13 protein-coding genes are annotated in these 15,353 nt (G+C 39.0%); 2 read left to right on the forward strand and 11 right to left on the reverse strand.

Annotated elements, in window-relative coordinates; all coding sequences use genetic code 11:
• Positions 1 to 93: 93 nt before the first annotated feature.
• The 4 genes from MsAm2_RS04840 to dph5 form a co-directional block, all read right to left on the reverse strand.
• The gene (locus MsAm2_RS04840; protein ID WP_338097137.1) at positions 94 to 1,047 is read right to left on the reverse strand and encodes a carbohydrate kinase family protein; all 954 of its coding nucleotides are present in this window, start codon (positions 1,045 to 1,047) and stop codon (positions 94 to 96) included.
• A gap of 206 nt (positions 1,048 to 1,253) precedes the next feature.
• Entirely contained in the window at positions 1,254 to 1,592 is a 339-nt protein-coding gene (locus tag MsAm2_RS04845) for a DUF555 domain-containing protein (RefSeq protein ID WP_338097138.1), read from the reverse strand.
• Between the two features lie 264 nt (positions 1,593 to 1,856).
• Complete coding sequence (locus tag MsAm2_RS04850; protein WP_338097139.1) at positions 1,857 to 2,138, reverse strand: DUF357 domain-containing protein; 282 nt, start codon at positions 2,136 to 2,138, stop codon at positions 1,857 to 1,859.
• Positions 2,139 to 2,318: 180 nt separating this feature from the next.
• Positions 2,319 to 3,122, reverse strand: a complete 804-nt coding sequence (gene dph5 / locus MsAm2_RS04855) for a diphthine synthase (RefSeq protein WP_338097140.1) — start codon at positions 3,120 to 3,122, stop codon at positions 2,319 to 2,321.
• Between the two features lie 666 nt (positions 3,123 to 3,788).
• On the opposite strand from dph5, the gene MsAm2_RS04860 reads away from it, so the two are divergent.
• A complete protein-coding gene (locus MsAm2_RS04860; protein ID WP_338097141.1) occupies positions 3,789 to 4,220 on the forward strand; it encodes a Fur family transcriptional regulator in 432 nt (143 codons plus the stop codon).
• Between the two features lie 374 nt (positions 4,221 to 4,594).
• The gene (gene rbr, locus MsAm2_RS04865; protein ID WP_338097142.1) at positions 4,595 to 5,113 is read left to right on the forward strand and encodes a rubrerythrin; all 519 of its coding nucleotides are present in this window, start codon (positions 4,595 to 4,597) and stop codon (positions 5,111 to 5,113) included.
• A 375-nt stretch (positions 5,114 to 5,488) separates the two neighbouring features.
• On the opposite strand, the gene ileS is transcribed toward rbr, so the two are convergent.
• From ileS to MsAm2_RS04900, 7 genes are all read right to left on the reverse strand, one after another.
• A complete protein-coding gene (ileS, locus tag MsAm2_RS04870; RefSeq protein ID WP_338097143.1) occupies positions 5,489 to 8,674 on the reverse strand; it encodes an isoleucine--tRNA ligase in 3,186 nt (1,061 codons plus the stop codon).
• 495 nt (positions 8,675 to 9,169) lie between these two features.
• On the reverse strand, positions 9,170 to 9,445 hold the full coding sequence (locus tag MsAm2_RS04875) for a hypothetical protein (protein ID WP_338097144.1): 276 nt from the start codon (positions 9,443 to 9,445) through the stop codon (positions 9,170 to 9,172).
• 20 nt (positions 9,446 to 9,465) lie between these two features.
• A complete protein-coding gene (locus tag MsAm2_RS04880; RefSeq protein ID WP_338097145.1) occupies positions 9,466 to 10,596 on the reverse strand; it encodes an AAA family ATPase in 1,131 nt (376 codons plus the stop codon).
• 372 nt (positions 10,597 to 10,968) lie between these two features.
• Entirely contained in the window at positions 10,969 to 11,763 is a 795-nt protein-coding gene (locus tag MsAm2_RS04885; RefSeq protein ID WP_338097146.1) for an MTAP family purine nucleoside phosphorylase, read from the reverse strand.
• Between the two features lie 213 nt (positions 11,764 to 11,976).
• The gene (locus tag MsAm2_RS04890) at positions 11,977 to 13,674 is read right to left on the reverse strand and encodes a hypothetical protein (RefSeq protein ID WP_338097147.1); all 1,698 of its coding nucleotides are present in this window, start codon (positions 13,672 to 13,674) and stop codon (positions 11,977 to 11,979) included.
• Positions 13,675 to 14,151: 477 nt separating this feature from the next.
• Positions 14,152 to 14,415, reverse strand: coding sequence for a DUF1294 domain-containing protein (locus MsAm2_RS04895; protein WP_338097148.1), 264 nt, complete (start codon positions 14,413 to 14,415; stop codon positions 14,152 to 14,154).
• A gap of 386 nt (positions 14,416 to 14,801) precedes the next feature.
• Positions 14,802 to 15,164 (reverse strand): DsrE family protein, encoded by a 363-nt coding sequence (locus MsAm2_RS04900; RefSeq protein ID WP_338097149.1) that lies wholly within the window; start codon positions 15,162 to 15,164, stop codon positions 14,802 to 14,804.
• Between the last annotated feature and the right edge of the window lie 189 nt (positions 15,165 to 15,353).

The raw sequence follows: 15,353 nt of genomic DNA on the forward strand, positions 1-15,353 counted from the left end.
TAAATGAATTGGTTTTTACTTTTAGTTTTGTTTTATTTTACTTTTAGTTTTGTTTTACTTTTATTTTACTTTTAGTTTTGTTTTATTTTACTTTTATTTTAAAACCAACTCTGATTCCAAAAAGTGTTCTTTGTACCGCTTTTCCATGGCAACCCAGTCCGGCAAATTGGTTTGGCATCCGATTTTTTCCACCACGAAAGATGCGGTGACGGCACCTATTTTTCCGCAGACCGGCAGGGAATATCCTTTGGTAAACGCGACAAGAAATCCGGCTTTGTACGCGTCCCCGGCTCCGGTCGGGTCGACCGATTGAACCAAAACCGGTGGGATTTTTATTTCCGTTTTTTCACGGCGCTGGCCGATTTTAATATTTTCCCCGTCAAACCCCACATTTCCGCAAGAATAAAGAATACTGCCTTCTTTGTCATAAGTCACAACAATGACATCAATCATGTTTTTGAGTTCCTCAAACGTATATCCGGAAATGTCGCAAACCATTTTGATTTCATGGCGGTTGGCGAAAAGAAGATTCGTATTTTTCAAAATCGTTTGCAACGGTTCTTTTTTGTAAGTGACCAAATCTTGTCCCGGGTCAAATGAAACAAATCCGGCCGACTCTGAAATTTTTGCGTTGAAAAAACAATCCGCCGTTGACATGTGGACAAAATCCACATTTGGCGGCTCCAAGCTGCTCAATTTTCCGGCGGCGCCCCAATAAAAATAAGTCGACTGATTGGAAAAGCGGTCGGTGATGACAAATGCTTTGGACAGCTGCTCGTTTTCCATCCGGTAAAGTCGGGATAAATCCACGCCCAGCTCCGACAGATGCTTTTCATACTCGGATGACACAAAATCATCCCCAACCGGTGAAATCAACTGAACCGCTCCCCCCAATTTTGCCATCCCGGCCGCAACATTTGCCGCACCGCCGCCAAAGTTGGTTTCACATTTTAAAATGGGAGAGGACTGATTCGGGCCGATGATTTTTTCCACCGTCAGCAAATAATCCAAAGAAGTGTGTCCGGTCACGGAGATGAGTTTTACCATTGAAAAACACCTGAAAAATTAAAAAAAATGAATATAAAGTAAAATGAAATGAATTAAAGTGAAATGAAGCGAAATAAAATAAATTGAAATGAAGCGAAATGAAATGAAGCGAAATGAAATGAAAAAACATCAATCATTTTAAAAATCAAAAATAAAAGGGATAAAGAATTGCCGGAGCCGGCAATTATCCGATAACCGAAAAATCGTTAAAACTCTTCGACTTCGACGACTTTAAGCGGAACATCCCGCAGCGCCTTTCCGATTACGGATTTGGCAATTCGAGACGCGTGTTCTTCCGTTTCGGCTTCATATACTTTCATTTGGAAAAGCAAGCCGACGATTGCGGTGTCCGCCACCAAATACGCACTCATGAATTCTTCACCACACGCTGCACAGCCCATGGTTCCGACCTCTACGTCTACATAATCCAATTTCGGATTTAAACGTTTTCCGGCTTCAGCCAGCGCAATTCCGATAGCGTCTTCACCGGTTGCGACATCTTTCACCAGCCAGGCTCCCTCAAGATAAACATTATAATTCGGCATTTTTTAAAGCTCCGTTGTATTAAATTTATTAATTGTACTTATGTTGTTATGTTGATTTTTATAGTTCGTTATAATTTTTTATAATTTTTTATAATTTAATAGTCGGCTCTATAATTTTAATTTTGTGAATTTTATAAGTTGAACATTATTGGATTTTTTGTGTAATTTGTAGAATTATTGTAGAATTATTGTAGAATTTATAACTGTTGTTGTCTTATTGAAGTTTTATAATCGGAGGAAATGCGGAAGCGCCGCATATTTTTATTAAATCGTGAAAAGGATATTGTCATCCACATCAAAGACGCCGAGTTTTGCGCCGGCATCTAACCAGGCATGACCGTAACTAAAAGATGCCAAAGCATTGACGTAATCTTTTTGGTCCATAAAATGAAGACCGTCTTTATGATAGGAATCCGCCATTCTTTTGAAGTCTTTGGCGACATTCATCATGTGAGAAGATTCAATCGGAGATGGAACCGCTTTTTCAAGAGCTGCGGATAAAAGCCGTTCATATCGGAAGGTTTTTTCTAAAAGATCGGCCGGCATAAAATCACCCAAAATTGTTTTCTAAAATATCCTTAATTTTTCCATATCTTTAATTTTTCCATATCCGTAATTTCCCCAAAGATTAGAAACTGCCCTTTAAATAGTTTCTTCTCTCTTTTTCTCTTCTTTTTCCCTTTCTTTTTCCCTATTTCATTCTTTTTTCATTTTTCGGATTCTTCTTTACTTTTCCGAATCTTTTTGGATAGACTTGGGAGCGCCCGCCAGTTTCACCAAGGCTTCCGCCTCCACAAAATGAAGATCCCCGGGAATGACTAATATTTGAAGCGGCCCGCCAAGTTCGAAATGATCATAATTATCTGCAAAATCCGCTTGGACGTAAACATCATCGGACCCGGCACGGGCAATTCCAACGGCAATTTGATGGGTCATAACCCCTTCTTTTCGCTTGTTTTCCACTTCCAAAAGCAAACACAGCGCATCAGACACTTTCATGTATCCGAGTTCGGCGTGAATATCTAAAAAAACTAAGGTATGAAGACCGTTTTCTTTGTTTTTGGAAATGGTATCGTACGGTGTTTCCGTAACAACACGGTTGCCGCGGGAACTGGTGTAGGGAAACGGAATACTGACCGATTTTCCGAACCGGTAATTTTGAAGGCCGGACAGGCCATAAACAGCGGAAATAATGGAAGATCCATGAATGAGCTTTGTTTCAATTCCGAGGTCAGCCGCTCGGATTCGAAGATCAATGTGGGTGGTTGACGTCATGGTGTCGCCGCCAGTTAAAAACACAATATTTTTATCACGGGCATTAAGAATCCAATCCGGATTTTGCTCCACATCTTCCCGCAAAAGCACATGAATCGGCTTTTTATAAAGCGCTTCCATTTTTTCAAGCGTTGTTCCCATCAGGCGGGAGGTGTAAAATTCCAGATAAATGAGGTCCGCCGCCAAAATCGCATCCAACCCCTTTAAAGAGATGTCTTTTTCATCAAAAAGGCCTAAGCCGACAAAAGTAAGCATAATCTTCTACATGCCGTCGGGAAGTATTTAAAAATTCCCAAACTCAAAATCCTAAATTAAAATCAAAATCCAATCAAAATCACTTAAGTCCAAATCAAAATCCAAGTTAAAATCACTTAAAATCCAAGTTAAAATCACTTAAAATCCAATCAAAAGTCCGTTTATAATTAAAATCCAATCAAAAGTTCTTTTAGATTTAAAATCCAATCAAAAGTCCGTTTATAATTAAAATCCAATCAAAAATAGTAATTTTATAAATTCCATTATATTATATTATATTTGCATATTAATATAAAAATATATTTAAATATGTGAAGGTTTATTATTTGATACCTAGTTTTAAAAAAGATACTTATTTTAGAGAAATTTGCTCTAAAAGAAATATCTTATATAAATACATTTAAAAAATATAAAAATAAGATGTCAATCTGTTTCAATGAGATATCAATTATTAAATTAATAATAGTTACTTTTAATAGATAATTTTTACTTAAAAAAATTAAAATGACTAATGTTAAATATGTTGAGTCTCTAAATGAAAGATATTATTACTAGCATAATGTTTGTAATAATTGTTTGCTTTTGCAAACAAAAAACGAGAAAGCAAATAAAATTTTTCAAAAACAGATTTTTATTTTTGGGTTTTTAAGGTTTTAAGGTTTTATCATGATTAAGAGAAATACTGTTCAGAAGATGAAAATTTTGGATTATCTGGTCAATACTAAATCGCATCCAACCGCAGAAGAAGTTTATGCGGAAGTTTCTAAGGATATTCCAACGATTAGTTTGTCAACCGTTTATCGAAATTTGAATATGATGGTTGATAGCAGCGAGATTGTAAAATTTGAAGTCGGAAATGAAGCACATTATGATGCTGATACCAGTTTCCACCACCATGCATTTTGCAAATCATGCAAATCCGTGTACGATATTTTTGATGCGGACATTTCAAATTACATTACGGAAAATGCCATTATTCCCAATTTCGAAATCGAAACCGCTCATTTAATATTCCAGGGCCGCTGTGCCAAATGTTCCCCAAAGATTGAGGTGGATGATTTTTCATTAGCAGCGACCGAAATTGAAGAATTAAATTAAAAATAAAAAGGCGTGTTGAACAAAAGACAATTTTTTCTTTTTTTTCAACAACCCCAATCATTTAAGATATGAGAACGGGTAGTGTTTCATATCTTAAATTTTAAAAACCAAAAATCAAAAACAAATCGAAAATGACTGAAAATAAAGAACGAAAAGAGTCAATTCAATATTATTTTTATGAGTTTTGAAAAATCTAAAACTCTATCCAACAAAAACATTTCAAATTGTTAAAAAACGAAATTTCAACCGAAAAACCAATCCAAAAAACATAAAAAATATTTAAAAAATATTAAAATATTTAAAAAATAAACTAAATTTAAAAATAAAAACGAGATGCTTTTTCAGTAACAAACATAAATGAGAGGGATATCTTTATGTCAAGAACAGAAGAAAATTTAAAAGCCGCATTTGCCGGTGAAAGTCAAGCCCGAAACAAATACGATTATTTCGCCAAAGTCGCCCGAGAAGAAGGTTACCATTATGTTGCCAAAATCTTTGAGGAAACCGCCTTAAATGAGATGCAACACGCCAAAGATGAATTTAAAAAATTAAACGGCATCGGAACCACCAAAGACAATTTAAAAGCTGCTATGGATGGCGAACAATACGAAACTTGCAGCATGTATCCGGAATTTGCCAAAGCGGCCGACGAAGAAGGATTCACCGATGTGGCCCGCCTCTTCCGTCAAATCGCAAAAGTTGAAGAACACCACCGAGTCCGGTATGAAAAACTTCTCCAAAGATTGGAAGCCGGAACACTTTACAAAAGAGATGAAGCCATTACCTGGAAATGCTTAAAATGCGGTTATGTCCATGTCGGAAAAGAACCGCCCGGAAACTGCCCGTCCTGTGGGCACGAAAGAAATTATTTCGAACCGGACGACATTTTTTAAATGAAGATTTGAAATAAAATGAAAAACAGGATTTTTCCTGTTTTTCATCTCTTGTATTCTTTTTTTACTTTTTTTTCGGGTCTTCTTTTACGTTTATTTTTCAATTCTTCTTTTATTTTTATTTTTCAATTCTTCTTTTACTTTTATTTTTCAATTCCGTGATTTCATTCTGCGTTTGTTCTTTGCAATGCCGCCCAAACCGCATTATGGCGTCCGTTTTTTAAAAAATTTAAATAAAACCGATGAGCAGTATTTTTTTTCAATAAAATGGATGCCCTGTTTGAAAAAAAATTCAAAATCCGCCCAACGATTTTGATTTATTTTTCTAAAAAGGTGTTGCTGTAACGCATGCGGCGGCGCATAAGAAAAAGAAAATCAGGAATTCGATTTCGAAATCCCAATCGTCATTAAAATGCCTTCGACATCCCACTCTTTTGAAAATTCTCCCTCCGCCGGTTTGCCGGAAATCAAACTTAATTTCTTGGAACGGACTTCCGATTGGATTTCATCTTTCATCTTTTCAACCAAGGCAAAAACCCGCTTATCCGCAATTTGAATTTGCGCATCAATTGGAGCATCCACCGCCAAATCCATCTCTTTTCGCATATCTTGGACCCGGCGAATGACTTCACGGCCATATCCTTCCGCTTCAAGTTCCGGCGTAAGGCGTGCGTCCACATACACCATTCCGGCAGTGGACTCGGCACCGGCAATTCCTTTCGGGATGAGTTCCTCAAAAATCACCATGTCTTTCGTGACGACCACCGTACTTTGATTTTCAAGCGTCAGCTCCATTTCATCCACGCAATCAAATGCTTCCTTTAACGATTTGGCACCGGCCTCAATAAGAGCGTCCGCCACACGTTTCGCATCCTGCTTAAACCGGGGACCGAGAACACTTTGGTTGGGCGTCATTTGAACGTCCAGTTCACCCCAGGATTCCGCTTCACCGATGACTTCCACATCTTTCGCGTTGGTCTGATCCAAAAAGACAGATCTCAGGCGCACAAGCGCCGTTTTTATGTCCTCATTTTTCGGAGCGACCACGATTTTTGAAATCGGCCATCTCAGCTTGCGGCCGGCTTTTTGGCGCGCGTTGGAGGACGCTTCCACAATCGTTCGGACAATATCCATGTGCTTTTCAAGAACCGGATCCATGAATTCTTTTTTGGGCGCCGGCCAGTCCATCATATGAACCGACAATTTCGCATCCGGATTGACATGCCGAACCAAATTCTGATACAATTCTTCCGCCAAATACGGCATAAACGGCGCGATTGCTTTGGAAAGCGTCACATACGTCTCATAAAGAACGCTGTACACCGCCAATTTGTCAGGATCATTTTTCTCCGTCCAGGTCCGGGGGCGGATGAGCTGAATGTACCAGCGGGAAAGGTCTTCCAAAATAAAATCCAAAGCGCAGCGAACCGCCTTGTGAAGCATTTTAGCATCCATCGCCTCTGTCATCTCCGCAACCATGGTTTGCAGCCGGGACAAAATCCATTTATCCTCTTCCCGCATGTGTTTAACCATAGATTCTGCCGGATATTTCGCCGGGTCAAAGTTGTCCAAAATCATATAGGGAAGCGGGAATTTATACACATTCCATAAAATGTTAAGCGTCCGGCTGACGGTTGCCACTTCTTCCCAATTGAATTTTAAATCATCCCACGGCGCGCTGGACGACAAAACATAAGCCCGAAGCGTGTCAGCACCGTATTTTTCAATGACTTCATCCGGCGTCACCACATTTCCCAAGCTCTTTGACATTTTTTTGCCGTTGGTATCCAAGGTAAACCCATGCATAAGAACGCTTTTATAGGGCGTTTTCCCAAAAGCAACGGTGGACGCGCCTAACTGAGAGTAGAACCACCCGCGAGTTTGGTCATGACCTTCCGCAATGAAATCCGCCGGCCAAAGCGCATCGAATTGATCCGTCCGCCCCGGAAAGCCCAGAGTTGCGAAAGAGGCCATCGCGGAGTCAAACCAAACATCAAAGACATCTTTCGTACGCGACATTTGACCGCCGCAGCCGCATGGAATTTTCACATCGTCCACATACGGGCGGTGAAGTTCGATGTCACCGGCAATTTTTGCTTTTTCCCTTAATTCTTCTTTGGTTCCAATCACCAATCGTCCATGGCAGTCACCACATGTCCAAATCGGAATCGGAATTCCCCAGTACCGCTGGCGAGAAACACACCAGTCACGGGCGCCTTCAATCCAATCCTTAAAACGGGCGGAACCGGCCCAATCCGGATACCATTCCACGTCATCGGAAACAGCGGAAAGCATTTGCCCTTTGATTTTTTCAATGTCGATAAACCACTGTTCCGTCGCCAAAAAGATGATTGGGGTTTTGCAGCGCCAGCAGTGACCGTATCGGTGATTGATTCTTCCGGATTGAAGCAACAAATTTTTGGCTTTTAAATCTTCAATTACAATCGGATTCGCGTCACGGATATTCATGCCCGCATATTTTCCCGCTTCTTTTGTGTAGGCGCCGGCTGGTCCGACCGGACAGAATACAGGCAATCCGTACTTGATGCCGACATTAAAGTCATCCATTCCGTGCCCGGGCGCAATGTGGACACATCCGGTATTGTCGGCCGTCACATAATCCGCCAAATAGACCGCGTGATTCATTTCCGATTGGATCGGAACTTCCCCCGCCAGCGGACTTAAGTATTCCATGCCGGAGACTTCCGTTCCTGTTTTTTTGTCCGTGATTTCAAAAGATTTGTATTTTCCTTTTTTCAGTACGGCCGATACGGTGTCCGCCGCAAGAATCAATGTTTCTGTTTCATCCGCCGGATTTATGGCTGACACGACCGCGTATTCAAAATCGGGATGAACGGCAACAGCGACGTTGGACGGAATGGTCCAGGGGGTTGTGGTCCAAATCACCAAATATGTTTTTTCAGCGCCTTTGATTGGGAATTTAACAAAAATGGAAGGGTCTTCCCGATCGGCGTATTCAACTTCGGAGTCGGCAATCGCCGTTTCACAGCGCGGGCACCAATTAACCACACGCTTTCCGACTTCCAAAAGGTCTTTCTCTTGCGCCTTTTTAGTAACCCACCAAGCCGATTCAATGTATTCGTCTTTGAGCGTCATGTAGGGGTTGTCCCAATCCATCCAAACTCCAAGGCTCTTAAATTGTTCCGTCATCGATCCTTTTTTCTCAATCGCGAAAGACTTGCATTCCTGAATGAAGTTTCCGACACCGAATTCCTCAATGTCTTTTTTCGACTTAAAACCAAGTTTTTCTTCCACTTTCACTTCAATCGGGAGGCCGTGCATGTCCCAACCCGGCCGGTCGGTAACGGCAAATCCGTTCATGGAATAATAACGCAATACCGTATCTTTAATCACTTTGTTCCAAGCCGTTCCCATGTGAATATGTCCGGTGGTGTATGGCGGACCATCCACGAAAAAGAATTTTTTCCCGGCTTTTCGTCCTTCCCGGGTTTTTAAATACGCATCATTTTCCCGCCAGAACTGATTGATCTCCTGCTCAATCTTTCCCGTATCGTATTTATCTGAAATTTCCTGAAACATAAACATCACCTGATAAATTGACAATTAAAAAATTAAAGATAATTAAAAGATGAACGATAAAATAATTGATTTTACAAATAACCTGTGGTTTAGCACACCAAAAAACATCAAACAAGTTCATAAAAGTTTATGCCTGTTTTTTAAAAAAATAACAAAACAAAATAACAAAACAAAATAACAAAAAAATAACAAAATAAAATAACAAAAAAATAACAAATCAAAAAAAAATTAGAATTCCAATCCAAAAAAAATCATCCCGATTCAATTAGATGCAAAAAGCATCTGATTGAATCGGATTATTATGAACGGAAATATTACGGAAAAGTACAGCAGCAATCTAAAACAGTAAACAGATGCAGAAAAGCTAAAACAATAAACAGCCGCAGAAAAACTAAATGAATTGCGGCTGAAAAGGAGCGGTTTTGCGTGAGCAAACTTTGGCGGCAAGTTGTCCCTGCCATTTAAAAAATTCCGATAGCGTTGCGTAGGAATTTTTTAGTAAATCAGTGTCCAGTCCAATTTCTTATCATTTTCGTCATAGAGGTAAACCTCCATGCTTCCTCGGGTTCGATCTTCCCCAAGTGGTTTTGCACCGATGTAAAGAACGTCGCCGATTTGTACGTCAAAGTCATTCGGCACTTTTCCGAAATACACCCGGCCGCCTGAAAAAGTATCTTCTACCGTGACACCTTTGTAATTCATCGTTTTAATCACGTTGACAACCACACAATCAAAGCGGTCGGTCTCTAAAAGTTCAACATTTTGGTCCATGTTTTTCCCTATGGCGTTCATTAAACATAAAGTCTTTGACAATCCGACGTCGGATCGGATTTTTTGAGTTCCGCCAAAGCTTCTTTAAAATTGGCGGCGGCTACGATTTTTTCATCTTCGATAATCGCACGGTGAAGTGCTGTTTTCAGGATTTTGTCTGTCAAATCCCGGCCGGAAAGACCTCTTGCCTCTTTGGCAAAATTCTTGACATTGAAATTCGGGTCAACCGGAAGCGGAAATGTCGCAAAATTGGACCGGATAATTTGTTCGATTTCATGCTCATCCGGCAGAACAAATTCAATTTCTTCTTCAAAACGGCTCCTTACGGCAGAATCCAAAGATTGCGCCCGGTTGGTAGAACCAATCGTACAAACCCCCTTTCGGTCCGACAAGCCGTCCATTTCCGTAATCAGAGCATTGACAATTTCAACAACGTCTCCCCGCAGTTCTTGGAATTTGCGGTCCAGCGCAATCGCGTCAATTTCATCAATAAATATGATGCAAGGAGCCATTTCTTCAGCGCGTTCATACAAATCATGAATTTGACGGGCGCCTTCGCCGACGAATTCCCCGATGAGTTGGGTGGCTTTGATCGGGATGATGGGAACTTTCACTTTCCCCGCAAGTGCTTTTGCAAGCATGGTTTTTCCGGTTCCGGACGGCCCGTAAAACAAAACGTTTCTTGGCGCCCACTTTCCGAAGGATTCCGGATCTTCCAAGTAACGCTCAATCAGCCGGCATTTCTTTTTGGCGGCGGACTGCCCGATAATGTCGTCAAATAAAACAGACGGATTTGTTTTTTCCGTGGCGGATTCCACCACATCTTTGGAAGGCGCAATAAGAATCCGGGTTTGCGGCCCAATCGCGAGACCATCGGGTTTTGCATCGATGACCCGGTAGGCAAATCCTTTGAACAAGTCGCGGTCAAAGAGATAGGTACCTTTTCGGACTTCAAACCCTTCCCACTGCTCGCGCACATAAGCTTCAAAAAGTTCCAAATCTTCAATAAACGGATCGTCATCAATCAGCCCGATGAGAGGATAACCGGCCGGCTTTAGCACAACTTCCCGTGTAAATTCAGTCCCGGACCCCTCAAGACCGGAATCGGATCCTTCTTTTATTTTTGAATTAGACTTTAAAACGGCACGCATATGACCATCTCGGAACTTTCAAATCGTTTTTGATTTAAATTATTTGAATTATTGAATATTATTGAATATTATTGAGAATATTATTGGTTATTGAATATTGGACAATATTTGAGATTATTTTGAATTATTGTTTGTTTTTGATTTTATCTTTTTGCGTATAATCAAAATCATAGATTTAAATCTTCTGAAATGAATCCGAATAAAATCAGAAATGTTACCTCGTCATTTTGCAATCTGTTTTTATATATTCAGTTTACTGCATCTGTTCACTGTCTTTAACTTGCTGCAATCTGTTCACTGTCTTTAACTTGCTGCAATCTGTTCACTGTCTTTAACTTGCTGCAATCTGTTCACTGTTTTTTGGTATTTGTTTTAAATTTCGCTATTTTGAACAGCTTCCCGACAGGAACAGGCTCCAAATCCATGATCGGATTCAGTATCATTTCCCAATACTTTAGCTAGCGCCGTCACCACCTCCAAAACCTCTTTTTGATTTTTTACCACACCCTCTTGAATTTCATCCACCGTCAGAATCTCCGGACACAATCCGGCCGCCGGGTTTGTAACCAAACACAAAGATGCGTAACAAAGTCCGGCCTCTTTGGCCAAAACAACTTCCGGAACACCGGTCATTCCAACGACATCCGCAAATTGAGAATACATACGGATTTCCGCTTTTGTTTCAAACCGCGGACCTTCCGTGCAAGCATAAACACCTTCGGTATAACATCTCTTCCGGCCTTCCAAGACAAATCCCAAAATCCGGCGGAGACGGCAGCAATACGGATTGGACATGTCGACATGGACTGCTCTTTTATCATAAAATGTATTTTCACGGGATTTGGTCAGATCCAAAAAATCATTCGGGATTACAAATTCTCCCGATAATATTTCCGGCTTCATCGACCCGACGGAATTGACGGACAGAACCGGCGCGCCTATTTTTTGAGCCGCGGCGATCAATGCTTTGTAATTGACTTGATGTGGCGGAACATGACGTTTTCCTTGATGCCGTGAAATCAAAACAATCTTTGCCGACTTTTCCGGATGAAGGATTTGAATTTCAACATTCCCATATTTTGTTTTGATTTGGATTGCGTCCGTATCCGAAATATTTCCATAGCCGACGCCACCGATTACGGTTAATGCGATTTTTTTGAGATTCATGCGCTCACCTAAAAAAAACACAAAATCAAAGGATAAAGAAAGAATTTAAAGAATTAAAGTAAGAATTTAAAGTAAAAATTTAAAGTAAGAATTTTTAAAGAATTAAAGTAAGAATTTAAAGTAAGAATTTAAAATATAAATAAGAACGGTTGAAATAAAAAAGACAAAAAAGAATAAAAAATTAACCGAAAAAAAAAACATGGAGAATTCATTTTAAAGAGATTTTCGGAGATAGTTCCACATGACCATTCCTGAAATTAAGACAACGAGAACGGAAAAGAGGGAAAAGTGTCCGTTGATTTTATGAAGGACCGTTTCAACTGTGCTTCTGACCGGATTATTCACAAGTGGGGTGATCGTTTGAGGCGGACGTTCTCCCGAAATGGAGGTATTTTCAACATATTGAACGGACCCGCTCGGCTCAAAAGACGAGGCTGCCGGTTTTTCAATGAGCATGGCAGCAAATGGTGAAAAACTTGTCGTGTAGGCGGTAACGATAAAATTGTCAGCATCGGATGTGCTATCAATTTCAAGTTCTAATTTTTCCATTCCGGACTCGGTTTTGTGGAAGATGGTAATTTCATCCCGGTTTACAAGTTCGCCATCCATGACTTTGGGAATTTTAAATATCAATCCGGCTTTAAGATTTTTTTCTCTTAAAGCGGAATTGATTTCGTTTCCGACCGATAAGTCAAAACAAGAAACAATCGTCGTGCCATCGTGAGACGCGCCTGTTATTAAAAATTCATGTTCATCCGATTCAAAATCAATCATCATTTGTTGTCCTCTGAAAATATCTCCCAATTCTTTGGGAAACGACAGGGAGGAGAGTTGTGCTTGGTAAGAGGATGAAATCGGCGTTGGGACCGATATGATATAGTTGTTGCCGACCAATTGAGTTTGCATCGGAATATCATTGCCAAGAATGAATTTAAATGGAACAGTGTACTGAGAATGATCATCCGGATAAAATTTCAATTCCAACTCAGGGGATGGCGCATTTATTAGATAGTGTTGAATTTGACTGATTGGCAATCGGGCAGCTGTAAAACGAGCGTTTACACTTTCAAAATAATCGTTATTACTTTGAGAAACACCATCCGTCGAAACATTTATTGCATTGAAAAAACTGCAACTGCTGTTAAAAGCAGGAATTCCGGTATCCTTTTCAAAATCATGATTCGAACAAAGAAAAACACAATTTAAATCCAAAAATTCCGGATATGACCGCTCCGAATTGATAACAAATTCCGGAATATAATTTTCAACATCTTCTCCGGTCAAAAGTGGTTTTGAGAAGATGATGTCCGGAATTTTATACCAATAATAAGATTGAAGTTGTTTATCGCCGTAGAAATAAATGGCATTAATCGGCCTGTTTTCGGTCAAAATTGATGAGAAATCCGAGGAAAAATAAAAATTATCCGCACGCATAACGACATCAGTGGGATAAAAAACAGATGAACTTTCCCACGGAATAAAGGTTACCGTATTTACAGCATCGTTGTGTTCAGACGTCACCGGTTTAAATGAAAATGTCTTTTTTTCAAGGCCATTGGAACCGTCATAATTAAGAGTGATGTTAATCCGGCTGCTCTCACTGTATGTAAAGTAATTTCCATAAAAAGTAGCGGAATTATCAGACGAATAAAATATTTTTTCCACATTCACCGGCAGTTGTCCGTCCGCCTCCGAAATATCATAACTGGCGCTGATAATGTGATAATTTGTCACAATGGATATTTGATCAAACCCGGAAGTGTATATCGTTTCTGTAAGATGGACCGAACCGGATCCCAGATCCGGAGTTGAATCCGAATTGGATGGGGGAGTCAACGGAAAAGCAACAGCTACCGGAATGATTCCGACAAGGAATATGCCGGTAATCAGAAGAAAAATGCAAAGCATCATGCATTTTTGAATGCTTTTTAGAGGGGTTGATTTTAACATATGTCGGGAAATGTTATTTTCGACTTTTATTTCTATTTTGTTGATTGGCACTTGAATGAACAATTGCATTTTTTAAAAAAACCAATCATCTGAAATGGATAAATCAAATGAATAAATTCATTTAAACTCATTATATTCATTAATTAATTTTTTTTATTGCATAACTTGTGGTTTAGTTTTATAGAATTATACTAATGAAATATCATCGGTAGTATATATCTTTTTTTATTCTATCTAAGTTATTATGCTTGAAATTATTTTTTAAACTTAAAATCAGAGTGAAGAGCTTTAAAATCATATATCGGAAAGAGTCTTATTTGATTATATTTCTTAAATATTATTTTTCAAATATAATGAATGAAACAGCATCCTCCGGAATGAAGGAAATCTCTAATCAAAATAAAAAATTAATGAATGAATTCCTCTGTAAAATAAAGATCAGAAGAATGCCAAAAAGGCAAAAACAACCACGTGAATAATCATGAAAAGCGGAACCATCCAAGTGAATGGTTTCTTTTGAGTTTTGTGCCGGAACACCAACATGCCGGCATAAGCGCCAAACGGCCCAAAGAAAGCCAATGCCAAAAGAGTGGCTTCCGGCGTTCGCCATTTATCCATTTTAGCTTTTTTCTTGTCGATTCCGTATGCTGCAAATGAAACAACATTTAACAACAAATATATTATCAAAAATACATTCTCCATGAAGAAAGGATTTGATTCAGAATATATATAGATTTTGATAAATCGCAAACAGAGGACATATTTAAATAATAATTATAATATAAAAGAAGAATAATTATAATAAAAAAATAAGAAAATAATTATAATACAAAAATGAGAATAATATGAATTAACTTTTTTTAAAAAATATATTTACTTACCCGATAAATTGAAAAATAACGAAAGGCAAAAAAATGGATTTCAATAAATAAAAAACAACATAAATAATTAATTATTTCCATCAAGCAATCCCTTTTCCAAAAATTAGAATCGAGCCATAACGCACACACATGCGCCCAAAAAATGAAAAAAAGATTTGAAAAAAAGAATTGTTGAAAAAAAGGAGGTTTTTTTATCTTTCTTTTAGATTACAAGTACATAATCAATTGACCTTCTTCCGTGTATTGCAAAAGCATATCGGTCAACTCTTTTGTGGTAATCATTTCGGTTCCGGGAATCATTTCATCTGGCGTCATTCCGATAATAGAGGCCGCAAGTTCGCAGCACTTGATTTTAACGCCCAAATCCAAACATTCCTGAACTTTCGCGTCATAATTTTGAGTTCCGGTTTTATTTTTCTTCATCAAAACCGCGCCCATCGGACCCCATGACAAAATTGTGGCTTCAAGGCCGCGTTTTCTGTAGCAACGCGCAAACCGAAGCGCATGCAACGGCGCCGTACTCTCATAAACCATGTCATTGAGCAACAACAACACCTTTGTTACTTTCAAATTTAAAACCTCGACATTTTTCCGCTTAATGATTATTCATTGAGAAATGAATGCAAGTTTACGTATGTATATTTAAAATTATCCCTTTTATGAAAAAGAATTATGATAAATATTTCATAAAAAATAAAGAAAATGAGGATAAAAATAAACATTTCAAACAAAAACAAATAAAAACAAATAAAAACCAAA

Origin of the sequence: Methanolapillus ohkumae (assembly GCF_032594355.1) — an archaeon.
GTDB classification, from domain to species: Archaea; Halobacteriota; Methanosarcinia; order Methanosarcinales; family Methanosarcinaceae; genus Methanolapillus; species Methanolapillus ohkumae.